We start from the raw sequence: 25,337 nt of genomic DNA, 5'->3' as shown, positions 1-25,337 counted from the left end.
GTCCAATAATCCAAATTATTTTTATCTTTATCATCCAATGACTTCCCCCTGCAGAGTGGAATATGCTTGAATTGTTTTTAATGTGTAACAAAAGCGTACATGATTGGAGGGCTGTCATGGTTGATTTGCTTATCACCGATACCGTGTTATCCAAGGATGGAAGGCGAATGGATGTAGGGGTATCCTCAGGTAAAATTGCATTTATCTCACCATCCGGTGAAGGGATATCGGAAGCGATGAATGTCGTTCAAGCCAAAGGAGGCTTGCTGCTGCCCGGCTTTGTCGAGCCGCATATTCACCTGGAAAAAGCCTATTTACTGGATGTCATGGATCGGGATGCAGATTCTCTCCAAGACGCAATTCAGATAACGGCTAAACTGAAAAGTTCTTTTACAGACGAGGACATGTACAAGCGGTCGCTTGCTGTCATTCGTCAAGCCGTCCGCAACGGTGTTACTCATATGCGCTGCCATGCCGAGGTTGATCCGATTCTGGGTCTCAAAGCAATGGAGTCGGCTCTCCATCTGAAACAATCTATAAGAGATCAATTGGATCTGCAGGTGGTTGCCTTTCCGCAAGAAGGCGTATTCAGTAGTCCTGGGACGGAAGAGTTAATGGAGGAAGCGCTGCGTATGGGGGCTGACGTCGTCGGAGGAATCACGTATCAGGATGAATGCCTGGAAGATCACTTGGATTTTACATTTGGTCTGGCAGAAAAATACGGAAAACCGCTGGATTTTCATACGGATTTTTCGGACAATCCCATGGACCGTGCCATCGCGGACATAGCCAGAAGAACACTCATCACAGGAATGCAGGGACGGGTATCTGCCGGACATGTAACCTCGCTCGGTTCTCTGCCTGAGCATGAAGCCATGGATATCGCGGAACTTCTGCATCGTGCCGGGATCAGCGTTATTACGCTGCCGATGACCGACCTGTTTTTGAATGGTCGAGGAGATGCGGAAGGGCCGCGCAGAGGCTTGGCACCAGTGCAATTGCTGCAGGAATGCAGTGTGAATGTAGCAATTGGCGTCAATAATGTCCGCAACGCATTTACACCGTTTGGCAAAGCGGATCCGTTAGAGGTTGCCTGGCTTCTGGCCGTAACTTCGTATATGGGCGGGGAACGGGATGCCCTTGCGTTGATCAGGATGCTGACGTATAACGCAGCTCAGGCTTTGGGTATTGAAAATTATGGAATAAAGGTAGGCGCTCCGGCAGATATGGTGTTATTCCAGGAACAATCCGAAAGGGATGTGCTGCTGGATAAGCCGGAAACGCGAATCGTTTGGAAATCGGGTGTGCAGGTCGGTAGTGTGGTTCAAAAGCAATAGAATGGCTGCGGGAATCACAAGCTATAGATATTGGAACACGAGTGAAGGGGATGAAGCTATGGAGAAACAGTTAACCATTATTAAAAACGTAAAATGGGCAGATGATCTGTTTAATCTAACGATTGATCGAACGACAGGAACGATCATCAGCATTGAAACAGCTGCAGCCGATGCGGAGTTTGCATCTGGAGGTACCAACCATAACGGGGCAAATGTCTTCGAAGCGGGAGGTCTGCATTACGTTCCACCCATGGCAGATATGCATATCCACCTGGACAAACATTTTCTTGGCGAGCCGTGGAAGACACTGCAGCCCTTTGTCACCCTGCCTGGCCAATTGGAATTCGAGAAACGCATGCTGGGAGAACTTCCGACCGGAGCAGGAGAACGCGCTAAACGGTTGCTCGATTTAATGCTGGCCCAAGGTACAGCCAAGATCCGAACGCACGTTGACGTTGATCCGCAAATCGGTCTTTCGCATCTGGAGGAGATATTGGAAGTTCGTGAATTATATCGGGGCCGCATGGATATAGAGATCGTTGCGTTTCCTCAACAAGGACTACTTCGATCCGAATCTGTAGCCGTCATGCGGCAAGCACTCCGCGCTGGAGCCGACTATGTAGGCGGTGTGGATCCGGCCGGGCTGGACCGCCGAGTGGACGCCAGCCTGGAAGCGATGTTTGAGCTAGGGGCAGAATTTGCTGCGGGAATCGACTTACATCTGCATGACCCGGATCACCTCGGAACATACACGTTCGATCGTTTCGCTGATTTAACGGAACAAGCAGGCATGTCCGGCCGCACTTCAGTGAGCCACGCCTATTGTTTGGGTCAGGTTACTGAAGCAGAGGTACGTTCATTGGCAGAAAAGCTGTGTGCGACAGGCGTATCCATCATGACAAGTGCACCTATCGATAGACCTATGCCGCCCATTAAGCTATTGCTGGAAGCGGGAGTAGCTGTACATGTCGGTTCAGATAATATTCTGGATTCGTGGAGTCCATTCGGCAATGGCGATATGCTCTCACGTGGGTCACGTCTCGCTGAAGCATCCGGTTGGGTAGAAGATCACTGGTTACTTGAGACATACAAGCTGATTTCCAATGCGCCGTTAACTCCAAAAGTGGGTGATCGCGGCGATTTCTCCTTAGTACATGCCTTGAATGCGATGCATGCGCTGGCATCGGTACCTCCTCGAGAAGCGGTATTCTCGGGTGGTGTGCTTGTTGGAGGCCGTGCGTTTCCAACCAGCAGGCTGATGGCAGAAATTCATTCATAACTATTTTCTGCTAGGAGTAAGAAGCAGCGCGTCCTTGATGCGCTGCTTTTTTTGTTTGCGGAAGTAGGATGTATGAAAAACTAGACATGTTGTATTGTCACGTAACTATTGTTGACACGGATGCCGGGATACTGGTTTCCTTTTGGTGTATCAGTCCAAGATGCGTTGAATTTTTTAGACGATAACACCAATGACTAGGGGGTATTTACAGCGTATTATTCTTGTAAGAAGAAAATAACGTTAGATAAACTTACGCGAAAGAGAAAAGGAGGGATATATTTGATTTACGACACCAAGTATCGTTACGTAGAAAAGGGGGAGAAGGGCATGCGTCGTAGTACCTTTGCACATCGCATCCAAAACATAAAAAGGCATTGGTTGCTATTGGTCATGATCTTACCAGGTATCATCTATCTGTTCATCAACAACTACTTGCCGATGCTTGGCATTATCATTGCATTTAAAAATGTTAATTTCGCAAAGGGGATATGGGGAAGCGACTGGGTAGGTCTTGATAACTTTGCCTACCTGTTCCAAACGCAGGATGCCTGGGTGATTACCCGAAACACACTATTGTACAATGGCGCGTTTATCTTGCTCGGAACGATACTCTCCATAGCCGTAGCGGTGTTGCTAAACGAAGTAAGAAAAAGATTCCTCTCTCGCTTGTATCAGAGCATTATTTTACTCCCTTACCTCATCTCTATGGTTATAGTCGCTTATTTGGTACTAGCCTTGCTAAACGAGGAGAACGGGTTCGTCAACCATTACGTGCTTCCTTGGCTGGGGATCGATTCGGTGTCGTGGTATGCAGACGCTGGGAAATGGCCTTACATATTAAGTGTCGTGTACCTGTGGAAAAATGTTGGTTATACCTGCATCGTCTATCTGGCCTCCATCGTAGGCATCAGCCAGGAGTACTACGAATCAGCTACGCTGGATGGAGCTTCCAAGTGGAGGCAAGTTTGGAGCATCACCCTTCCTCTGATTAAACCCACAATGGTTATTCTGGTTCTCCTTTCGGTTGGACGCATCTTCAATTCCGATTTTGGACTGTTCTATCAGGTTCCGTTGAATTCAGGTGCACTGCAAACTACTACGGATGTCATTGACACTTATGTTTACCGCGGATTGATGACTTTCGGGGACTTCGGGATGTCATCTGCAGCAGGACTATACCAGTCCATCGTCGGATTTGTGTTAGTCTTGACGACCAATGCGTTCGTTCGCCGAAAAGACAAGGATCTGGCTCTGTTTTAGTAAAAGGGGGTGGCCAACTTGTATTCAAATCGAGTTTATCAAATAACGGTTCACTTCGTGCTCATCGCGATGGCAATTGCTGGAGCATTTCCGTTCCTGCTCCTCATATCCGCTTCGCTTACCGAGGAACAAGCCATCATTAGAAATGGATATAGCTTGATTCCAGATCAATTCAGTTTCGACGCTTATGTGTACTTGTTCAATCAGTATTCATTGATTCTGCGCTCGTACGGAATTACCACGTTCATCACCATTGTGGGAACCATTCTTGGCCTTCTGATTACAACACTCATCGCTTATCCATTATCGAGAAATGTGCTTCCGTTTCGTTCGTTCCTGTCCTTCTTTGTATTTTTCACTCTGCTTTTCAATGGCGGGCTCGTGCCCATGTACCTGGTGTATACGGACCTCTTTCATTTGAAAGACACCATCTGGTCCTTGATCATCCCGAATCTACTGACTAATGGCTTCTACATTTTATTGATGCGCAGTTTCTTCTCCACGTCAATTCCCGGTGAAGTTGTGGAGTCGGCTTACGTGGATGGGGCGAGTGAATGGGTCATTTATTGCAAAATTGTTCTCCCGCTAGCGCTCCCCAGCCTGGCTACGATTGGTCTGATGCTCATGATTTCGTACTGGAACGATTGGTTTAACGGTCTGATCTTCATCAATGACGGAAGCCTGTACAGTATTCAGAACCTGCTTAACCGCATGTTGTCCGATGTTCAGTATTTGCAGCAGAACAGTTTGTCCGGCCAGACGGCTGTCGCTTCATCCGTACCTCTTGCAAGCGTGAGAATGGCGATTGCTGTCATCGGTGTACTGCCGCTTATCGCAGCCTATCCGTTTTTCCAGAAGTTCTTTGTAAAAGGGTTGACCATTGGTGCTGTAAAAGGCTAACAGAGCTCGGCATCCAATAGGTTGTTCCAATAGCAAACATGGGGGAGTGAAGTAAGATGTTTACAGAAAAAAGGTTTGTAGGTTTCACGCTGGTGATTTCCTTGTTTGGTGTTTTACTAACAGCATGTGGAAATTCGGGCAGTGAGGAAGAATCGGTACGCGGAAATGACGCAGAAACTGGCTTGTATGAAGTGGTCATGACGTATCCGGCTTTTGGCGACGTGACGGATGTCAAGGAAGTTCAGGATGCCATTAGTGAAATTACAGCTGAGAAAGTAGGTGCAACGGTAAAGCTTCTGCCTGTAAATGGCTCCAATTATGCGAATCAGATGAACTTGATGCTGGCTGGCAGCGATAAACTGGATCTGGTGTATACCAGTGTGTGGTTTGGTCTGGAGTCTCAGATCAGCAGGGGGCAGCTGCTGCCTATGGACGAACATTTGAATGAATTCGGCCAAAAGATTCTGGAGACCATTCCGGGAGAAGCGGCGGAAGCCGGAAGAATGAATGGTGAAACCTATGGCGTTCCAAGCATCAAAGCCTGGGCACTATCTCCAAGTTTTGTGATGAGCAAGGAGCTGGCTGATAAGCATGGTATCGACCTAGCGTCCATAAAGACATGGAGTGATATCTCGGGTGTGCTGCAACGTATCAAGGATGAAGAGCCGGGAGTCACACCAATCGTCAGCTATACCTCGCAAGAGACTCCCGGACAGGCCATGCTGAATTTCGATCCTTTGGGAACAGCCCCTGGCGTACTGGATTTCAATGGAACAGATTACACCGTACAGAATCTCTTTGCTACCGAACGCTTCTCAACGATGGCTGATCTGATGCGCGAATGGTACGAGAAAGGTTATTTTAGCAAAGATGTTGCAACATCCCAGGAAACGGGATCCAACCTGATTAAGGCGGGCAAAGCCTTCTCCTATATCCGGAATATCAATGAGTGTTACTCGGAATCACTGGCGGCAGGGACCGAGCTTGCATGTGTTCCCCTGGAGGATTCCTATATGACGCGAAATAGCGTAGCTTCCAACATGATGTCTTTGGCGAGAAATAGTGAGCAGCCGGATAAGGCCATTCAGGTTTTGGAACTGTTCTACTCGGATGAAGCGGTCATTAATCTGTTTACGAATGGAATCGAGGGCAAGCACTATGTTAAACAGAGCGATGGCCTCATTGCCAAGCCGGACGGTGTGAGCTCATCAGGCTATGATTCCAATCAATACGCAGTTGGCAACAATTTTCTATCCTATATCTGGGAAGGGAATGACCCTGATATGTGGGAGGTGTTAAAGAGTGAAAATGAAAGTGCCGTAAAATCAAGGGCGATGGGATTCAGCTTCGATATCAATCCGGTCAAAACGCAAATTACATCGGTAACCAATGTCCAGAATCAGTATGACGCTGGATTTCAGACAGGAACGTTTGACCCGGCAGAATTGCCAGCTTATATCGAAAAATTAAAGAGTGCAGGCGTTGACAAAATATTGGCAGAAAAGCAAAACCAGTTAAACCAATGGCTTGAAAACAAATAAAAGGAGCTGATCATATATGTTTAATCCCGTTATTGATGTGCATCATCATATCATTTCTAGAGAAATGCAAAGGAAACAGAAGGAGCTGGGCATGGAGATTCCGAGTTTTATGCCGAAGTGGACGCCCGAGATTGGACTTGAGAAAATGGGTGTAGCCGACATTTCGTTTTCGTTTCTTTCGGCCCCGTCAGATCTGACATTCATTGACCAGCCATCTGCCAATGCACTTGCGCGGAAAATGAATGAAGAGCTTGCTTCGTATGCTCAGCTGTATCCAGAAAAATATGGTGCATTTGCTACGCTGCCGCTCCCTGATGCCGAAGCTGCCCTGGAAGAAACCATATATGCGCTAGATATTCTTGGACTGGATGGAGTTGCAATGCTCTCTAGTTATCAAGGGAAATATTTAAGTCATCCAGATTACGCTGAACTGCTAAGCGAGTTGGATCGACGTAGTGCGGTTGTGTTTCTTCACCCGATTCTCATACCCCAGAAAATTGCCGGACTGAGTCCTGCGCTGCTTGAAGGAACCTTTGATACGACGCGTGCTGTCACTACGATGGCGGTTCATCGCATTTTCGACCAATATCCTTCAATTAGGTTTATTCTTCCTCATACAGGAGGCATGGTTCCGTACATCAAATGGAGGATTGCCCTTGCAGCCATTGGGCAGGATTCCATCCAAGTGGAAGCAACGCCGGAACTATTCGAAGCCGAAATGGCCAAATTGGACCATCTCTACTATGATTCCACGCTGAACCTCGGCACAATCCAAAAGTTAATTGGGCCTGATAGGATTCTATTTGGTGCGGATATTCCTTGGCCGGCAGACAGCGTACTACGCATGCAGCGGGAGTCGGTACTCCATGAAGCCATGCAGGTTAGCGAAGATAACATGAAGGCTATTGCTTACGGCAACGCCTTTCGTCTCTTTCCCCGCATAAGTAAGTTTTACGAAAAAGTGACACTGAACTAACTTCAGGACGACTTTAACTGTGCCGAATGAAGAGTAGAGGGATATATCTGTTGGAAATTAACAAGAGCAGATTGCCAATAGGCAAACTGCTCTTTTTTCAATAGCTATTAAGAGAGATCATTTTTAGTCACACCGTGAGAACCTAATATATGTATAATATTATATAATGTAATTTAACCGAAGGAGATGCAGCTATGTCACAATCACTTATATTTGATATGGATGGAACGTTGTTTCAAACAGATAAAATTTTAGAATTATCACTTGAAGATACGTTTAATCATTTAAGAGCACGACATGAATGGTTTACTTCTACACCCATTGATCAATATCGAGAAATTATGGGGGTGCCGCTGCCTAAGGTATGGGAAACGTTATTACCCCAGCATTCTGCAGAGGTGAGGGAATTAACGGATGCGTATTTCCTAGAAAGATTAATACATAATATAAGAAATGGTAAAGGGGCTCTATACCCTAACGTAAAAGAAATATTCGCCTACTTTAAAAAGAGAGGTTTCTCCATTTACATAGCAAGTAATGGTTTGACTGAATATCTAAGAGCCATTGTTGCGTATTATCGCTTGGACCATTGGGTTACGGAGACGTTTAGCATTCAGCAAATTCAATCGTTGAATAAATCAGATCTTGTTCAGCAGATTATCGTAAAATATGGAATTTCGAATGGAGCTGTAATAGGGGACCGCCTATCGGATATTCTTGCTGCTAAAGACAACGGTTTGGTAGCGATCGGATGTAATTTTGATTTTGCCAAAAGTGACGAACTTTCACAGGCTGATATCGTTATCGATGATTTAAACGAGTTAAAAGAGTACTTTTCTCACTGATGGTGTTGTAAACTCCCTATCGAAACGTATGCATTCTGCCGATAATGAAGGTGCATATATTTTTACTTCAGGAGGAATCATCGATGAAAAAAACGGTCATCTTGTTAACAAGTCTAGCGCTAATGTTAGGTACCGCTGCAGGCACAGTCTCAGCCAAACCGGAAAACACTCCACCCGGAAAACCAAGTAAAGAAGTATCATCAAAAGCACCTAAGGACAAGGAACGGCAAGTGGAGGAGAAACAGACCGAAGAAATGGATCCTTCTGAAACGGCCCGCACGGAAGAAGATGAAGTGAAGGAGCCTTCAGGATCAGAGGCAGAGAATACAGAGAGTCCTACAACCGATTCATCTGAACCCGGTAAAAAAGGACCAAAAGGATACAAAGGGTTGTTAAAAGCCATTCAAAATGTAAAAGACAAGCCGGCGGGTACCGTTTTGGCCGATATTTTGCTCACAAAATATGCAGCTGAATTGACGGACGAACAGAAAAAAGAACTGGAAGCTATCATGGAAGAGGATAAGGCATTGGAAGCCGCAGCAGAGATGCTTGAGAATAATGGTAGTGTAACGGATGCTGTGTATTTGCAGGAAGAAGCCATAAAGGCTAATTTCAAAAACCTGGATCTGTACAAAACATTGGGGAAACTGAATGAAAAGGCAGGTAAAAAGAATGGAGTGAAGCTGTATGTGAATGGTGAAGGGACAGATGCCGAACCGTTCATCAAAAAAGGTAACACATTCGTTCCTTTTCGCGCCATTGCCGAGACTTTGAACGCCGAAGTCACCTGGAACCCTGAAGAACGCTCCATAACTGTCACCAAGGATGGAGTAAGCATCAAACTTGTGGTTGACAGTAAGACCGCAACTGTCAATGGTCAAAACGTATCATTGGATGCGCCAGCCACCATCACCAAAGGGAGTACTTATGTGCCTGTTCGTTTTGTGAGTGAGGCATTGAGAGCAACTGTCCTATGGGAAGAGCAAAGCAGAACCGTTGTAGTCTATGAAGAATAAATAGGGTAGGGAAAGAACGATTAGCATACAATCGGAGCACATCTAGGATAAGAAGCCGCCATGAGGCGGCTTTTTTGCGTTTTTTCTGCACACTACATCAATGTAACCTAATCATTCAAACTTGGATGGAGGCACGTTATAGTATTTTTTGAAAGCTTTCGAGAAGGTAAACGGATCCGGATAGCCCAGGAAGCCGGCGATTTGTTGGATCGTATACTTTTTCTCGTAGAGATAATCCCTCGCGCGATTCATTCTGATCTGGGAAATGTACTGACCCGGGGTGATCCCGACGGTTTTCTTGAAATAGGAAATAAAATACTTCTCGGAGATCCCTGTCATCGCTGCGAGATCGTTCATTCGTATGGGACAATGCAGGTTCGCATCGACATATTGAAATACGTCTTGTAATACGTCCAGGCTACCTTCAGATTTTCTGGGTTTCTTGCCGTTCAGGAATTGACCCACATAGGCGCCCTGACCGTAAAGCTCGATAATCTTTGCGATAACGGCAAGAAGAGAGGCTTTTAAGTAGAGTTGGTTCCCTGACGTGCCGTTCTCCTGTTTCAATCGACGAAATGTCCTGGTGAACAGCATGGTTTCCTCTTGAATCAGGTTGCCCGGCACAATTCCCGGAAGTTGAAAACCGCCCAGAATTCGCTGCTGCTCGCCGATGCCAAAGTCGAAATGAATGTATATGAATCGGCAAACGTCCTCGGACGTCGAGGCGATATAGGGCATATCCGGATAAAAGAATATGGCATCTCCCGGGACTGCCGTATATTCGAACCCATCGATCATCATTTTAATGGAGCCCTCTTGAATGAACCAAAGATCGTAATCAGGATGCGATTTGTGTTCAGTCCAGTTTTGATTGTGAGTTTGTTCTAGATAGGAGTTCATCCGGAGATGAATATATTCCGAAAGTTCGTTAAGGATGCTCATATTCAATCTGTTTTCACTCATCCGCTTTCCTCATCCACCTTTACCACATGACATCTTTAAAAATTAATTCATTATATCAAAGGTTTTACACGTTGTTAAATATCGTACGATATGACATGTATTGAAAACTATTGCACATTCCGATTATTAGCCACTCTTCTATAATGAACTTATATCACATGAGGAGGGTTATTCATGAACACGACGAACATGCCGCAGCCTAAGGTTGTCGTTATCGGAGCAGGGAGTCTATTCTTTGGTCGTCAGTCCATATGGCAGATGGTTCATTCCCCTTACTTGAACCAAGGAACGCTTGCTCTGGTCGATACGGACGAAGAGCGGCTGGCAAAAATGGTGAAACTTGCGGAGATGGTTGCTCGGGAGAACAATGTATCCTTGAAGATTGAGGGCTCAACAGACCGAAGACAGGTGCTTCCGGGGGCCGACTTCGTTGTACTCAGCTTCGCAGAGCAATCGGTGAAATATCGGGGGATTGATTGCGAGGTATCGTTGAAATACGGTATCCGTATGTGCTCGGGGGATACGATCGGGCCAGGAGGAATTTTCCGTGCGATGCGGGAATTGCCGATCATTATGGAATGCGCCAAAGACATTGAGGAGCTCTGTCCCGATGCCTGGGTAATTAACTATATCAATCCGTCTACCGTCCACGGTATAGCGCTGCACCGTTATGCACCGAAGCTGAAATCATTTGCACTCTGTGACAGTCATCATATGCCGCATAAGAAGGCTTATTATGCTGTGCGAGCAGGGATCATCGGCGACAGAAAAGAGTTTACCGAGGAAATCGATCGGAAGTTTGATTTCCGCATTGCTGGGGTCAATCATTTTACGTGGCTTCTAAAAGCGGAGTTCGAAGGCAAGGACGTCATGCCGACGATTGCGGAGGCTATGCGGAAATCCGCCGGTGAGGAGAACAACGGTGGTGATCAAGGTGCCAAAGCTCTCCATAACGACGCCATTACGTATGAGTTGTACGATATTTTTGGATCTATCCCTACATGCACTGCACATACGAAGGAATATGTCCGTTATTGGCAAGGTCATGGTAAATCGTCGGATCGTATCCCGCCGTTATCGATCTGGGAGACAGAGGACCGTTATCAGCGTCACGACGAGATGTGGAACCAAGTCGACGGCTTCCTTTCGGGGAACATTCCCATTGCCGATTACATGAGTACTTTCGGACCGGATCATGCAACAGACATTATTGAAAATATGGTGGGCAATCTGGGGAAACGCTTCTTCGTGAATACGCTCAACAATGGGGCAGTGACAAATATGAATGATGATTCGTTCCTGGAGCTGTTATGTGATGTAAGTATGGAGGGAGCGAAGCCGGTTCATGTTGGTGAGATGCCGAGAGGAATTCGGGGGATGCAGGAGCTTGTACTGGATACCCATGAGCTTACGGCAGAGGCCGTTGTGGAGCAGAGCTACGAGAAGCTAAGAAGAGCGATGTTGACGGATCCGCTTGTGAGTTCCATCGGTGACGCGGATCAGATCATCAAAGATCTTCTGGAATTGGAACGTGAAATGATCCCAGGTGTCTGGTATTCGGATGGACTGATCAAAATCTGATTTTGGATAAGTCAATCAACGCTGCGTTTATGAATGGTAGGATGACCCGAACAGCCGAAGAAGCCGCTACATGTAGCGGCTTTTTTTGGCTGTGGTCTGATTCCGGGGCATAGGGATTCTATGTACTTCTTAAGTATTAAATAGATGATTGTTCACACTTCTTTCCTGTTCAACATTAATATCCCAATGTTATGGGATTGTAGACTTATCGTACTCTTTTATATGAAATGAGCAGATGAGAAAATGAGGTGCGTATTTAGATGTCTTTAAATAAGGCTAGGGATCAACAAAAGACTGAGCATCATGAAGCCGTCATTCAGGGGTACATAGAATCAAGTGAGAAGCAGCGTCAGCTGCAGAAAAGAACATTGGCTATTGTTATCGCATCCCAAATATGCGGTGGTGCAGGTCTCGCTGCCGGCATTACGGTGGGAGCACTGCTTGCTCAGGAAATGCTGGGAACGGGTCAACCGCGTCTGGCGTGACATTATTGTTCGCAGGCTTGCTGGCTGCATATTCGCCGGCTGACTCTATGATTCTTCTTGTTCTGGCCTTGGCTCTACTTGGACTGGGATGGAATTTCGGTCTAATCAGTGGAACTGCGGTTATTGTGGATGCAACTCCTCCAAACTGTCGTCCGAAAACACAAGGGAAGTTGGATGTGCTAATTGCTCTGGCAGGGGCCACGGGAGACGCCATGTCGGGAATGGTTATGGCACAAACAAGCTATGCCACACTTTCATTATTAGGTGGGGGGGATCTCTACTCCTTATTCCTGTAATCGTTTGGTCTCGTACTAAACAAAAACACTAATATTGGGTTATGTTATGAAACCGACTTATCACCCTTATTCAGGAAATAAGTCGGTTTTTGTTGTTACACCATCTTTATTTATTTGACTCAGTCAATTAAAATGGATATGATGTATTTAGTTGACTTAGTCAAATAATATTCACTATAAGCAGGAGGTCACCATGAATTTACCAACATCAGTTATTCCAATCATTCGCCAATTTAACCGATACTACACCAAGGTGCTGGGTTTGCTGGATAAGCACCTGCTTGATAGCGAGTTCTCTCTATCGGAGGTCCGGGTCCTTTATGAAATTGGTCAATCCGAAGAATGCAAGGCAAGCATGCTCATTGAGCAGCTAGGACTCGATCCGGGCTATTTGAGCCGAATGTTAAAACGGTTTGAAAAAATGGGATTGACCTACCGCGTGCAGTCCAAGGAGGACGGAAGATCGTCCTTGCTGTATTTATCGGAGCTCGGTGAAGAAAAGTTGTCCCACTTGAATGAATTGTCCGATGAACAGATACACAATATGATTGTTGATTTGCCTGAACAGAGTCAGTTAAGTATTGCCAAAAGCATGACCACGATTCAGAACAAGTTATCCGGCAATTCAGAAGATCGGAGCATAGAGGTCCGGACTGAATTGAAACCAGGTGACGTTGGAGCATTGATTCATCTTCACGGCTGGGTATACGCCAAGGAGTGCGGCTATAATCATATATTTGAAGGGTATGTCTGCAAAACGTTCTATGATTTGCTCCAGACGTACAATCCGGATAAGGACCGTTTCTGGATATCCGAATGCGATAATGAAATCGTTGGCTGTATCGCGGTTATTGAGCATCCAGGCCAAAGAGCCCAGATCCGGTGGTTTATTCTGCATCCGGACTACAGAGGTATGGGTATTGGCAAGAAACTCATTCGTGAAGCCATGGCTTATTGTAAACAGAAGGGATACTCCGATGTCTTTCTGGAAACGACGGAGGACCAAAAAACAGCTATAGCCATGTATACCAAGCAAGGTTTCGTCAAAATAAAAGAACAAGAGAACGATGCCTGGGGAGTTCGCCACATCGAACAAACCTATGAACTTGAGCTTTAATGAAAATAGCCGCTGAATTAAGCGGCTTTTCTTGATTAAAGGAAACATGATCGAATTTTTATGAGTCAGGGGCGATTAACTTAGTTGATCATGTGTGGATATTTTTCAGGTGTTGTTGTCTTTCTTTCGGCAGGTATACACGAAGACAGGTGGGAAATTCCTGGTGACAAATTGGGTGTTCTCAATAATCAGCTCTTCAGCCAGTAGTTGCTTCATATGAAGTGAGTACTGATATAAGACCAACATGCCTCCTGGCCGGAGAGCTTGTGATATTTGAGCAAGAATGTGATCTCTCATTGTCTTGGAAAAATTAAAAAAAGGTAATCCGCAAATAATGCAATCCAACTGTTGGATCTGCTCCTGATTCATTTTCTTGACTAAAGAGGAGGCATTGGAAGCAAGCTTGAAATGAGGGTATTCCTTTTTTAGAGCTTTCCGCATTCTTCGGTCTCTTTCAAATAAAAGTACTGCTGCAGAGCTCGGTAAATTAGCTTCCATGATGCGTGTTATAGCACCCGTTCCTGCCCCAAGCTCTGCTATGGCTCGAACATCATTCCAATACACAGACTGAACAATTTTACGTGCCAGAAATGCTGAACTGGGGAAGATGCTTCCTACTCTTTTCGGATTCTTGAGGAAAGCTAGCAGAAAAAGAAGAAAGTTGGGTATTTCAATCATTAATCCTCCATTGTTGTAAAATCTACCGGATGCCGGAAGGCAGCCTTAGCCGAAACTTAAACACATTATCCTCATGCTGAAGGGTTAGGGTGCCATGATGCAGCTCTGCAATATTTCTCGCAATCGAAAGGCCGAGCCCGGATCCCGATTGAATGCCTTCGCTGCTTCTTGAATAATCCACCTTATAAAACCGGTCAAACAGCTTGTCCATCTGTTCTGCCGTTAGGGGAGTTCCTTTATTTTCAACTTCAATGATTACATGTTCAGGCTGCATGGTCATCCGGATATGAATCGTACCCGGTTTGAAGGAATACTTCAGGGCATTCATCAACAGATTATCGATGGCGCGAGCCATCTTATCACTGTCGATATAGGTCATTATTGGTGAATCGCCAATGTCTTTCTCGATGTGGATGCCATTTTCCATTGCGAGAGGTTCAAACTCGAATAACATCTGGTCTAAAAGTTGAAATAAATCAATTTTTCTCAGATCCAATTGGGTATCAACGGAGGTAAGACGAGTATATTCAAATAGATCATCCAGCAATTTTTTCAAGTGCGTCGCTTTGTTATAGGTGTTTTCTACGAATCGTGTATATTCAGCCTTGTCTTGAAAGGAATTGGTCCGCAGAAGCTCAATGTAGCCAATGATGCTCGTAAGAGGCGTACGCAGGTCATGCGAAATGCCTGTGATTAAGTCCATTTTGGATTTTTCCAATTCGCGTTCCTTCATGATTTGTTGTTGCAGCTGCTCCGTCATGAGATTAATGTTGGTGGCGACCCGTCCCAATTCGTCTTGGCGATTAACGGCTACCCGATAATCCAGATGACCCTCCGATATGAATTGAAGACCTTGCTCCAAAGAGACCAGATCTCTCACTATTTTTCGCGTGGCAATCAAAAAAGTGAATGTGAAGATCAATATAAAAATAGGCGTAATGACATAAGGGAAAAAGTTAAGAAGCCAGTGCCATTCTAATCCATCACTGATTTTGGAAGCCGTCATAATAAGAATATTATTCACGCAAACGGAACCAACAATTGAAATAACAAAACTGATCACCAATCGATTGAGGATGTGAAGCTGTATCTTTTTCGTTTGCTTGGATTGCGGTTTAGTCAACTTTGTAACCTACTCCCCATACCGTTTTGATATATTGAGGCTCTCTTGGGTTCGCTTCCAGCTTCTCGCGCAGATTACGAATGTGGACCATAACGGTATTATCCGAATACCCGTAAGGTTCTTTCCACACGGTTTCGTATATCTTCTCGGAGCTGAATACCTGTCCGGGGTGGCTGGCAAGCAGCTCAAGAATTGAAAACTCCAGCGGTGTAAGCGGAATATCGTTCTCTTTCAACTTCACGGAATGTTTACTTTTATCGATGACAAGGTCTTTAACGAGAATTAAAGAGTTATATTCAGCTTTTCCAATCAGGGTTTGACGCCGCAGCTGAGCCCTGACACGAGCGAGTAATTCCAATGCATTAAACGGTTTGACCATATAGTCGTCGGCTCCGGTAGTCAGGCCAGTGATTTTATCAATGTCTTCTTCTTTGGCTGACAGCATGATGATGGGAGTGTTGGATACTTCGCGAATTTTAAGACAGGCTTGAATTCCATCCAAGACGGGCATCATAACATCCAGAATGACGAGTTGAACCGATGTTGTTTTTATAATATTGAGTGCTTCCAGACCATCGGCTGCTTCAATGACGTGATATCCTTCGTTACGTAAATAGACATGAATGACATCGCGGATATCGGGTTCATCATCGACAACGAGTACGGTGTTCATAAATCTAGCTCCTTTTTAGTCCACTCTAAAATAAATATAATGAATTCGTGACATCTACCAGTGTAATCCATCGTCCAGAATGTTTAAATTGTTTCCTTTTTGCGACAGACATAAACAAACGCAGGAGGGATATTCAATGGCACGATATCGATGTTCTCGATGACAAAATGTTTGGAAAGTATCTTTTTCATCTGAAGCGAATATTGAAAGGCGATGAATAAACCTCCAGGTTTGAGAGCCTGATCGATTTGGTCTACCAACGTGTTTCGGAGCTCAGGCTCAAAGTTGAAAAACGGCAATCCGCTAAAGATACAATCTAATTGCTGAACGCCTTCTTGCTTCATCGAAGCTACTAATTGAGCAGCATTCGGATAGAAGGAGAATGTGGGAAATGCCTTTTGTAAATTGGTCCTCATAATCTGATTCGACTCAAACACGAATACGTTGGTAGAATCCTGCACCGTTTTTTCAATATAACGGGTGATGGCCCCTGTGCCTGCACCTAGCTCTGCGATGGCCTGGAATTCATGCCATGGTGCATGTCTGACCATTTTGCTAGCCAGGAAGCGAGAACTTGGTATGATGCTGCCTACATGTTTGGGATTCTTTACAAAGCTTTTCAAAAACAAAATCGTTTCATCGGAATTCATGTGTTAAGTTCCTCCAAGGGTTTCGTATCGATTTTTGCAAATGCAAGACGGACTCAAAAGCGTAATAACTGAAGCACAGACAGAAGTGGATCTCCAAAGTAAATGCCTGCAGCAAAATACGTTAAGGTCCAGAGTAAAGCACTGGAATAGGTTATCATTGCAAATCTTCTGAAATGTACCCCGCTCAGCCCGATCACCAGAGGAAGAACATATCGTACGACTGGAATAAACAAACCGATTGACATCGCCCAATGGCCCCGTTGGTTCAGCATTCGTTCGGCTTTGATAAAATGTTTATTATGTTGAAATCGGTATAGGTTCTTGGCGCCGTACAATTTACCTGCAACATAGGCAGCAGTGATCGCTGTTAAAAGTCCGGATAGAATACAGAAGTAAGTGATCCCGGCATTGATTGCACCGGTGTGGCTCAGGATGGCCCCGCTGATAATCGTGATCTCATTCGGAATGGGAATTCCGAACGGACCCAGGGAGAAGGCAAAATAAAAAATCAGATATCCATACTGATGAAGCAGCTCTAAGATTGTATTACTGACCATGGTTTTACCTCCTCGCTTGTCGATAGCAAAATCATAATGAAATAAACTAAGGAATTAATGAGTATATTTCTAAAGAAAATCTAAAGATTGTTTAAGTAAGTTAACAACTTATCTCCATTCAACCTAAAAAAGCCTTGCCAAAAAGTTGGCTAGGCTTGATTTGTTTTAATAGAAACGATGGTCATTGAGCAATTCTCGCAATTGGTATACTGCTGCATACATTTTGCGTACAACCTGCATGTATTCTTCCTTGTCCTCTTGGGATATCGATTGGATTAGCTCAATGTTCCTGATCAATTCTTCCAAAGCAATAACCACATCATTCGTTAAACTTCCAAGCCATCTCCAATTGGCGCTTTCGTCCTTACACGTCTGTGTCACCAGTTCCTGGAATTGATCCAATTCTTCTGAAATAAGGTGTACATCACTTTCCGAAGCCGCGATATCCCTAACCATGCACCAAATCACCAAACCGTATAAAAAAACGAAAAAACATGTGAATATTATTGGAAATAGGTAGGCGAGAAATAGCTGAAATTGTTGCAAAAGCCAATAATCCTTCAATGTCTACATCACTCCGAAAAAAAGTTGAATGGTATGTCTAATTGGTAAATAGGTCACAGCAATAATAGAGAAAAACTCTGAATATTTGGGCAGGATTTTTCTAAAGAATTTCTGAGTATGACGGGATATAGCCAATATTGGGACAGATTGTTTTCGTCGAAAATTCCATGCAGAATATTGTTCTTTATTTTCCATTTTTGTGTTATTCTGTTGATGATAGGCGACCATTTCATTGGTGTGATCGATATAGAAGGGAGGGACATCTGCTCGATTCCTTCAATTGGTATAAAGAGAGTAACGGCACTGCTTGTAAAAAATGACAATAAGCGGAGGTTTGGTTATGCTCAAAAAAATGAAGAAATTTGGCGTTTGCAGTTTGGCACTTGTATTGTTTGCGGCTGCGGCATTGACCGGGTGGAGTACGAAAGCATCGGCAGCGGATTTCAGATCATTGAACGCTTCACAGATCGTATCGGAGATGGGTGCAGGATGGAATCTGGGGAACCAGCTTGAAGCAACGGTGAATGGCGTCCCTAGTGAAACGGCTTGGGGCAATCCTGTCGTTACTCTAGAGTTGATTAAAAAGGTAAAGGCAGCAGGCTTCAAGACCATTCGCATTCCTGTATCCTATTTCAATCATATTGGAAGCGCTCCCAATTATACGATTAACGCTGCGTGGTTGAATCGAGTCCAAACCGTCGTTGATTATGCATATAATGAAGGTTTATATGTCGTTATTAACATTCATGGAGATGGGTATAATTCCATCCCGGGCGGATGGCTTCTTGTGAATGGCAGCAATCAGGCTGCAATTAAAGAAAAATACCAAAAGGTGTGGCAGCAGATTGCTACCAAGTTCAGCAATTATAACGAGCGTCTTATTTTTGAATCGATGAATGAAGTGTTCGACGGAAATTACGGCAATCCGAATGCGGCATACTATGCTAACTTGAACGCCTATAATCAAATTTTTGTGGACACGGTCAGGCAGACTGGGGGCAACAACAACGCCAGATGGCTACTGATTCCAGGCTGGAACACGAATATTGACTATACGGTGGGTAATTATGGCTTTGCTCTTCCTACAGATCATTTCAGATCCTCGGCAATCCCGAGTTCTCAGAAGAGAATTATGATCTCTGCACATTACTACTCTCCGTGGGATTTTGCTGGTGAGGAGAACGGAAATATCACGCAGTGGGGCGCAGCGGCAACAAATCCTTCGAAGAAATCAACCTGGGGTCAGGAAGACTATCTGAATGCACAGTTCAAATCGATGTACGATAAGTTTGTAACGCAGGGCTATCCGGTTGTCATTGGAGAATTCGGATCCATCGACAAAACGACGTATGACTCCACCAATAACGTTTATCGTCAAGCTTATGCCAAGGCGGTAACGGCAACTGCCAAGAAGTACGGGGCCGTGCCGGTGTATTGGGACAATGGCCATAACGGCCAGCATGGTTTCGCTTTGTTTAACCGCTCAAACAATACGGTTACCCAGCAAGGGATTATTAATGCCATTATGCAGGGTATGCAGTAATCCAATCATGCGTTTAATCGTATAAAAGGCATGTCCTCTCATAAGAAAGGACATGCCTTTTTTTATGCATTACTCGTTTGGTATCATTCAAACACAAATATCATATTGCTAAATGAATTTTACATAAGCCACATACAGAATTCATTAAACGCCACAATACCTTTTATATACTTAATTTGCTTATATAGCGAACTAAAAGGACTAGGTGGTAGACAGAATGTTAAAAAAACGCGATTTGCATGAATGCCACGCACTGTACTGCTTATTGAACGACCCCTCAGTGTCACCTTATGTTCGTTACCAATGTCATTCACCTGAGGAATATGTATTCCTGACCAAACAGTTGATAGACGAGGAAGAACAGAAAACCACGATTTCCCGTACAATTCTAAACGAAGCGGGCCTGCCCATTGGAACCATTGATTTGTATCATATCGTAAACCATACAGGGTTTCTGGCCACATGGATTGGAGCACCTTACTTCGGTAACGGATACAGTCAACGGGCGAAATCCATCTTTTTGAGTGAACTATTTCTCGAACATGCCATAGAAACGGTATTTTTGAAGATTCGCAAACAAAATATTCGGTCGAGCAAAGCTGCACAAAAACTGCCCTATGTAAAACTGGCCAATGTTTCGCATTCTGAATTATACGGATCCATCAATACCAGGGAGCAGATTTATGACCTCTATCGCGTGGAACGGATCGACTTTATCGAATACAGTATGATCCTGAACCAGGGAGTGGCTACATAACTGCACAATTCTATAAGGTCAAAGATAGGTAGTATTATCATCTTAACAACTCATACCAATCAAGAGTCGCTGAATCAGCGGCTTTTTTTGTTGCTCTTTAGGCCAGGAGATAAATGGTTATGTGATAATTTATAACACATGGATTGAATGGTTGTGAAAAATAACAAAAAATAATGAAGCTTTTTTATGGAAAACTACAAAGACATTCAAAAATGTTCGTAATATAATATGACACAAGAAGAATAAATGAAGGAATAAGTAAGGTTATATAACATCTAAATAAACACAGGGATCTCAGTTTCTGTTCTGAAAGGAGAATATCTATGCAAATTACAGCAGCACCTTACAGTTGGCCTTACGACGGGAGCATTGATCCCCGTAAAACCGCATTAATCATTATTGATATGCAAATCGATTTTTGCGGCAAAGGCGGGTATGTGGAACAGATGGGGTATGACTTGTCTCTGACGGCCAAACCCATTGAGCCTATTCGAAAGCTCTTGCATCGGGTCAGGCAGATAGAAGATTTTCACGTCATTCACACGAGAGAGGGACATAAACCGGACCTATCCGATCTGCCTGCAAACAAACGATGGCGTAGCAAACAGATCGGGGCCGAGATCGGTTCTTCCGGACCGGCAGGGCGCATTTTGGTTCGAGGTGAACCGGGCTGGCAGATTATAGAGGAGCTCGCTCCCATCGAAGGTGAATCGATCATTGATAAGCCGGGTAAAGGCAGTTTTTATGCTACAGACCTGGATCTAATCCTCAAGAATAAAGGCATCACTCATCTGATCTTAACGGGAATTACAACGGATGTTTGTGTGCACACAACCATGCGTGAAGCCAACGACAGAGGATATGAATGTCTGATTCTGGAAGACTGCACGGGAGCAACCGACCCTGATAATCATCGCGCAGCGCTCCAGATGGTCAAAATGCAGGGAGGCGTGTTCGGCAGCGTCAGTAACTCCAGCGAGGTTTTAAAGGCGCTAGCTGCCTTTTAAGCAACACTGCCATAGCAATAGAAAAACAACAGCATGGGAGGAAATCATATGTGGAGATGGTCCAGAAAGTCACTGCTTATCGTAATGTCGGTTTGTTTGCTCGCACTAACAGCTTGCGGGTCGAACGATGTGCCTAGCTCTGCTTCAGGAGATGGAGAATCCGGTGAACTGAAAAAAGTGGTTCTGCGTCTAAAATGGGTTCATCAAGCACAGTTTGCCGGCTTCTATACCGCCGTAGAGAAGGGGTTTTACAAAGAAGCGGGTTTGGATGTTGAGATCAGACCAGGCGGCGCGGATTTTCCTTCTGTACAGATGATTGCATCAGGCGCGGAGCAATTCGGCGTGACGGGTGCAGATCAAATACTGATGGCTAGGGAGAAAGGGGTTCCCGTGAAGGCGCTGTCCGCCATTTACAGAAAAACGCCATTTGTTTTGTTTAGTCTCAAGGATTCAGGGATCACGAAAATGGAGGATCTGGTCGGCCAGAAGATCGGTGTGAAGCTTGGAGGGAATGAAGAGTTGACTTACCGAGCGATGGTGAAGAATGCGGGCATAGACGGAACCAAGGTGGAGGAAATGCCAGCAAAATATGATCTCAGCCCATTACTCAGCGGACAGGTAAAAGCATGGCCGGGTTATGTCATTAATGAGGTCCTCGCCGTACAGGAGCAGGGGAATGAAGTCAATATTATTGAGCCGAGCGATTATGATATTAACTTTTATGCGGATACGTTGTTTACGACAGAGGACATCATCGAGCGTGATCCCGAAATGGTGAAAAGCTTCGTACAGGCTTCCATGAAGGGCTGGAGCTACGCTATTGAGAACCTGGAAGAGGCTGCCGAATTTGGATTGAAATACGGGGATAAATTGACCATTGATCATGAAGTTAGCATGATGAACGCAAGCATTCCTTTGCTGGAGCCGGAGAATCTTCCCCTCGGCAAGATGGAATCAGAGGCATGGGACGTACTGCAACAGAACTTGATCGATCTGGAATTCTTGAAGGAAGAGCAAAACCTTGAAGACGTATTTTCAAACGAATTTATCGAATAGGGTGTGATTTTATGCTAACAACGGCCAGTGGTCTGGAGAAAGAAGCTTCAGGGCTGCATGAACAACAGACAACCATTTCTTCCAAAAGCGACATCGCGGTTACGTTGAAAAATTGCTCCTTATCCTTTGGTGACGTCAACGTATTGAATAATGTGTCGATTGATATTTATAAAAATGAGTTTGTATCCATTCTCGGTCCAAGCGGCTGCGGGAAGTCAACGCTGCTTCGGTTAATGCTCGACCTGCTTCAACCCAATGCAGGAGGAGAGATCGTTTATCCATCGAAGGATCTCTCGCTCGGCATGGTGTTTCAAAAGCCTGTATTGATGCCCTGGCTAACCGCAATCCAAAATATATCCCTGCCTCTCACCATCGGAGAGAAGAAGTTCACCAAAAAAGAGATCAAGGAAAAAGCGGAATCCTCGCTGCGGCTGGTTGGACTTCAGGATTTCATGAATAATTTTCCGCATCAGCTGAGCGGCGGCATGCAGCAGCGGATTGCGATTGCAAGGGCACTTGCAGCAGATCCGACAGTATTGCTTATGGATGAGCCCTTTGGGGCGCTCGATGAATTTACGAGAGAAAAGCTGAATTTCGAGCTGCTGCGTCTATGGGAGAGTCCCGAAACGAGCCTAAGTACAGTTGTTATGGTTACCCACTCGATTCAGGAATCCGTGCTGCTATCCAACCGCGTGATCATGATGTCACCAAGGCCTGCCGGCGTGGAGGATATTATTTCGGTTCCCCTGCCTTCACCAAGGGAGATTGGAATGGATGAACTTCCGGCCTTCCACCAGACTGTCAATGAGTTAAGAAAGCGGGTCAAACACCTATGAAAACTAAGATCAAAGATGCCATGTATCCTGTCGTATTCGCCGTTGCCTTTCTTATATTATGGGAACTCATTGTACGCCTTTTCGACATTCCCCTTTATTTGCTTCCATCTCCCACAGGCATCTTATCGGTAATGGACAGCTCCTTATGGTCACATATGCTGGTCACGCTGCTGGAAGCTTTGGCAGGCTTCGTGCTTGCCAATGTCCTGGGATTGATTACCGCAGTGATCTTCGTGCATTCCAAACCCATTGAAAAGGGAGTATTCCCGCTGGCGATTGCACTCAAAACGACCCCGCTTGTCGCTCTGGCCCCGCTTCTGGTCGTATGGATGGGGACGGGATATTCCTCCAAGGTCGTAGCCTCCATGCTAATCTGTTTCTTCCCTATTTTGGTCAACAGCGTAAAGGGTCTGAAAGCCATTGAGCACGAAGCATGGGAGCTGTTCTCCACATATAAAGGCACCAAGTCGGAAATTTTCTGGAAATTACGGCTGCCTGCAAGTTTACCCTATGTGTTTTCAGCGTTGAAAATTTCGACCTCGTTGGCTATCGTGGGTGCCATTGTCGGTGAATTTGTCGGCGCTAACAAAGGGCTCGGCTATGTCGTCTTGGTATCTTCATACCATATGGATACACCTGTGATGTTCTCCGCAATTATTGCATCCGCACTATGCGGACTGGTTCTCTTTTGGGCCATCAGCTTACTTGAGAGAAGAATTATATTCTGGCAAAGGACGGATGACCTATGATGAGATGCACGGTGAACCGTATTCCAAGCCGTTCGCCTAACGATACGGCTGCAATGGAGAAAGCGATCCAAGAGGGAATCATTGATCCTCAAGATGTGGTTGCAGTATTAGGCAAAACAGAGGGCAATGGCTGCGTGAACGATTTTACCCGCGGTTATGCTGTGCTGGCGTTAAAGCAATTTTTTGCCGAATATCGGAAAGAATCAACTTCTTCCATATCCTATGTCATGTCTGGAGGAACCGAGGGCATATTGAGCCCTCACTTTACAGTGATTAGCCGTAAAGGTGCTTATATCCAAGATGGTCAGAGACAAGATCAGAAATCGCTGGCCATTGGCGTCGCGAAAACACGTGATTTCCTTCCAGAGGAAATAGGAAGGCTGACTCAAGTGGACGAGGTGGAAGCTGCCGTTCAGCGGGCCATAGCGGAAGCCGGCATTGAATCTTCGGCAGATGTACATTTTGTGCAAATTAAGTGTCCGCTGTTAACGTCCGAGGGCGTGCATGATGCTTTGAACAGATCACAAACCACTGTGACAGAAGATACTTACAAATCCATGGGATATTCACGAGGAGCCTCCGCACTAGGTGCCGCAGTTGCTCTCGGTGAGGTGGAACGAGCTGGACTTCAAGATACTGACATTTGCGATTCATGGCATCTGTTCAGCAGTGTAGCCTCCACGTCGGCAGGCAGCGAGCTGGCGTATTGTGAGGTGATAGTCTTCGGCAATTCTGACTTTGCGGAAGGTCCGTTTTTTATCGACCATGCTGTAATGAACGATTCTATTGACGCTCCTGCGCTCAAGCGCCTGCTGGATGTTCATGCAGATGCTGAAATGGTGCAGGTGATGGCTAAGGCAGAGGCTGATCCCACCGGATTCATCCGGGGGCACCGGCACACGATGCTTGATGATTCGGATATCAACCATACGAGACATGCGCGAGCTGTCGTCGGAGGTGTGCTTGCTTCGGTGTGTGGTGATCCAATGATCTATGTGTCTGGTGGAGCCGAACATCAGGGGCCGGCAGGCGGCGGGCCGGTGGCGGTCGTTTTTAAACGCAGGGATTAGAAGGGATACATCCATAAAAAACAAATGGAGGAATAACACGATGATTACAGCCAAGAAAACTGAGGTTATCACTGGAGAAGACATGCAATGGGGATTAATGCCGAATCATATTCACCTGTATCACCGCGAGATTGTGTCTGCGGAACAGGCAGATCAGATGGGGGTTCGTGCCAGCTCTGTTTTGTGGGAAAAGATTGGAGTCGGCGGTCAGGTACTGCCTCACTATCATGATGTAGCCGAAATCATTCACATCACGGTAGGTAAAGTGAAACTGCTGTGCAATGGAGAATGGAAGAGCTACCAGGCAGGAGATACATTCCATGTCCCTGCAGGTGTTATTCATTCGGTAGCCAATGACGATGTACAGGCGACAGAGCAGATCAGTATTTTTTTGCCGGTTGAAGAAAATGCTCCGGTTAACTCCTTTTTTAATACGACATTAGTAGAAGATGTCTTTACCACCAAATTGAAATAGTCA

26 protein-coding genes and 1 pseudogene are annotated in these 25,337 nt (G+C 45.3%); 20 read left to right on the top strand and 7 right to left on the bottom strand.

Features of this window, described 5'->3' with window-relative positions; translation table 11 throughout:
- Positions 1-116 precede the first annotated feature (116 nt).
- The 8 genes from AC3RCI_RS17190 (at position 117) to AC3RCI_RS17155 (ending at position 9,154) form a co-directional block, all read left to right on the top strand.
- A complete protein-coding gene (locus tag AC3RCI_RS17190; RefSeq protein ID WP_492525724.1) occupies positions 117-1,337 on the top strand; it encodes an amidohydrolase family protein in 1,221 nt (406 codons plus the stop codon).
- A 58-nt stretch (positions 1,338-1,395) separates the two neighbouring features.
- Positions 1,396-2,616 carry an amidohydrolase family protein gene (locus tag AC3RCI_RS17185; RefSeq protein ID WP_492525722.1) on the top strand — a complete coding sequence of 407 codons (1,221 nt, stop codon included), beginning with the start codon at positions 1,396-1,398 and terminating at the stop codon, positions 2,614-2,616.
- A 327-nt stretch (positions 2,617-2,943) separates the two neighbouring features.
- Positions 2,944-3,876 (top strand): ABC transporter permease, encoded by a 933-nt coding sequence (locus tag AC3RCI_RS17180; protein WP_492525720.1) that lies wholly within the window; start codon positions 2,944-2,946, stop codon positions 3,874-3,876.
- A gap of 18 nt (positions 3,877-3,894) precedes the next feature.
- Entirely contained in the window at positions 3,895-4,776 is an 882-nt protein-coding gene (locus AC3RCI_RS17175; RefSeq protein ID WP_492525718.1) for a carbohydrate ABC transporter permease, read from the top strand.
- A 56-nt stretch (positions 4,777-4,832) separates the two neighbouring features.
- A complete protein-coding gene (locus tag AC3RCI_RS17170; protein ID WP_492525716.1) occupies positions 4,833-6,317 on the top strand; it encodes an ABC transporter substrate-binding protein in 1,485 nt (494 codons plus the stop codon).
- 16 nt (positions 6,318-6,333) lie between these two features.
- On the top strand, positions 6,334-7,293 hold the full coding sequence (locus tag AC3RCI_RS17165; RefSeq protein ID WP_492525714.1) for an amidohydrolase family protein: 960 nt from the start codon (positions 6,334-6,336) through the stop codon (positions 7,291-7,293).
- A gap of 194 nt (positions 7,294-7,487) precedes the next feature.
- Entirely contained in the window at positions 7,488-8,138 is a 651-nt protein-coding gene (locus AC3RCI_RS17160) for an HAD family hydrolase (protein ID WP_492525712.1), read from the top strand.
- Positions 8,139-8,221: 83 nt separating this feature from the next.
- Positions 8,222-9,154 (top strand): copper amine oxidase N-terminal domain-containing protein, encoded by a 933-nt coding sequence (locus tag AC3RCI_RS17155; protein ID WP_492525710.1) that lies wholly within the window; start codon positions 8,222-8,224, stop codon positions 9,152-9,154.
- Between the two features lie 111 nt (positions 9,155-9,265).
- Here the strand turns inward: AC3RCI_RS17155 and AC3RCI_RS17150 are convergent, their stop codons facing one another.
- The gene (locus tag AC3RCI_RS17150) at positions 9,266-10,117 is read right to left on the bottom strand and encodes a helix-turn-helix transcriptional regulator (protein WP_492525708.1); all 852 of its coding nucleotides are present in this window, start codon (positions 10,115-10,117) and stop codon (positions 9,266-9,268) included.
- 174 nt (positions 10,118-10,291) lie between these two features.
- Here AC3RCI_RS17150 and AC3RCI_RS17145 point away from each other — a divergent pair, with 174 nt between their 5' ends.
- The 4 genes and pseudogenes from AC3RCI_RS17145 (at position 10,292) to AC3RCI_RS17130 (ending at position 13,596) form a co-directional block, all read left to right on the top strand.
- Positions 10,292-11,698 carry a family 4 glycosyl hydrolase gene (locus tag AC3RCI_RS17145; RefSeq protein WP_492525706.1) on the top strand — a complete coding sequence of 469 codons (1,407 nt, stop codon included), beginning with the start codon at positions 10,292-10,294 and terminating at the stop codon, positions 11,696-11,698.
- Between the two features lie 260 nt (positions 11,699-11,958).
- Positions 11,959-12,183, top strand: a complete 225-nt coding sequence (locus AC3RCI_RS17140; RefSeq protein WP_492525704.1) for a hypothetical protein — start codon at positions 11,959-11,961, stop codon at positions 12,181-12,183.
- Positions 12,165-12,511 (top strand): annotated as a pseudogene (locus AC3RCI_RS17135) (MFS transporter); the annotation flags it as partial. The gene AC3RCI_RS17140 and the pseudogene AC3RCI_RS17135, both read left to right, overlap by 19 nt.
- A 161-nt stretch (positions 12,512-12,672) precedes the next feature.
- Complete coding sequence (locus tag AC3RCI_RS17130) at positions 12,673-13,596, top strand: bifunctional helix-turn-helix transcriptional regulator/GNAT family N-acetyltransferase (RefSeq protein ID WP_492525702.1); 924 nt, start codon at positions 12,673-12,675, stop codon at positions 13,594-13,596.
- A gap of 105 nt (positions 13,597-13,701) precedes the next feature.
- On the opposite strand, the gene AC3RCI_RS17125 is transcribed toward AC3RCI_RS17130, so the two are convergent.
- From AC3RCI_RS17125 to AC3RCI_RS17100, 6 genes are all read right to left on the bottom strand, one after another.
- Entirely contained in the window at positions 13,702-14,274 is a 573-nt protein-coding gene (locus AC3RCI_RS17125) for a class I SAM-dependent methyltransferase (protein WP_492525700.1), read from the bottom strand.
- Positions 14,275-14,296: 22 nt separating this feature from the next.
- On the bottom strand, positions 14,297-15,397 hold the full coding sequence (locus AC3RCI_RS17120) for a sensor histidine kinase (protein WP_492525698.1): 1,101 nt from the start codon (positions 15,395-15,397) through the stop codon (positions 14,297-14,299).
- Positions 15,390-16,070 carry a response regulator gene (locus AC3RCI_RS17115; protein ID WP_492525696.1) on the bottom strand — a complete coding sequence of 227 codons (681 nt, stop codon included), beginning with the start codon at positions 16,068-16,070 and terminating at the stop codon, positions 15,390-15,392. The genes AC3RCI_RS17120 and AC3RCI_RS17115 overlap by 8 nt, the downstream gene beginning before the upstream one ends.
- 83 nt (positions 16,071-16,153) lie before the next feature.
- Positions 16,154-16,720: a class I SAM-dependent methyltransferase gene (locus AC3RCI_RS17110; RefSeq protein WP_492525694.1), complete on the bottom strand. Its 567-nt coding sequence runs from the start codon at positions 16,718-16,720 to the stop codon at positions 16,154-16,156.
- A 53-nt stretch (positions 16,721-16,773) separates the two neighbouring features.
- Positions 16,774-17,277, bottom strand: coding sequence for a DedA family protein (locus AC3RCI_RS17105; protein ID WP_127536822.1), 504 nt, complete (start codon positions 17,275-17,277; stop codon positions 16,774-16,776).
- A gap of 165 nt (positions 17,278-17,442) precedes the next feature.
- Complete coding sequence (locus tag AC3RCI_RS17100) at positions 17,443-17,733, bottom strand: hypothetical protein (protein WP_492525692.1); 291 nt, start codon at positions 17,731-17,733, stop codon at positions 17,443-17,445.
- Between the two features lie 448 nt (positions 17,734-18,181).
- On the opposite strand from AC3RCI_RS17100, the gene AC3RCI_RS17095 reads away from it, so the two are divergent.
- From AC3RCI_RS17095 to AC3RCI_RS17060, 8 genes are all read left to right on the top strand, one after another.
- Positions 18,182-19,384: a glycoside hydrolase family 5 protein gene (locus tag AC3RCI_RS17095; RefSeq protein ID WP_492525690.1), complete on the top strand. Its 1,203-nt coding sequence runs from the start codon at positions 18,182-18,184 to the stop codon at positions 19,382-19,384.
- Between the two features lie 217 nt (positions 19,385-19,601).
- Positions 19,602-20,141: a GNAT family N-acetyltransferase gene (locus tag AC3RCI_RS17090; protein WP_336781882.1), complete on the top strand. Its 540-nt coding sequence runs from the start codon at positions 19,602-19,604 to the stop codon at positions 20,139-20,141.
- A gap of 323 nt (positions 20,142-20,464) precedes the next feature.
- Entirely contained in the window at positions 20,465-21,148 is a 684-nt protein-coding gene (gene biuH, locus AC3RCI_RS17085; RefSeq protein WP_492525688.1) for a biuret amidohydrolase, read from the top strand.
- Between the two features lie 48 nt (positions 21,149-21,196).
- The gene (locus tag AC3RCI_RS17080; protein ID WP_492525686.1) at positions 21,197-22,204 is read left to right on the top strand and encodes an ABC transporter substrate-binding protein; all 1,008 of its coding nucleotides are present in this window, start codon (positions 21,197-21,199) and stop codon (positions 22,202-22,204) included.
- Between the two features lie 11 nt (positions 22,205-22,215).
- Positions 22,216-23,040: an ABC transporter ATP-binding protein gene (locus tag AC3RCI_RS17075; protein ID WP_492525684.1), complete on the top strand. Its 825-nt coding sequence runs from the start codon at positions 22,216-22,218 to the stop codon at positions 23,038-23,040.
- On the top strand, positions 23,037-23,789 hold the full coding sequence (locus tag AC3RCI_RS17070) for an ABC transporter permease (RefSeq protein WP_095357493.1): 753 nt from the start codon (positions 23,037-23,039) through the stop codon (positions 23,787-23,789). The genes AC3RCI_RS17075 and AC3RCI_RS17070 overlap by 4 nt, the downstream gene beginning before the upstream one ends.
- Positions 23,786-24,859, top strand: coding sequence for a cyanuric acid amidohydrolase (gene atzD, locus AC3RCI_RS17065; protein WP_492525682.1), 1,074 nt, complete (start codon positions 23,786-23,788; stop codon positions 24,857-24,859). The genes AC3RCI_RS17070 and atzD overlap by 4 nt, the downstream gene beginning before the upstream one ends.
- Positions 24,860-24,899: 40 nt before the next feature.
- Entirely contained in the window at positions 24,900-25,334 is a 435-nt protein-coding gene (locus AC3RCI_RS17060; protein ID WP_492525680.1) for a cupin domain-containing protein, read from the top strand.
- Positions 25,335-25,337 lie beyond the last annotated feature (3 nt).

This window comes from Paenibacillus sp. MT124, from assembly GCF_058792755.1.
This window is presented reverse-complemented; position numbering and strand designations above follow the sequence as displayed.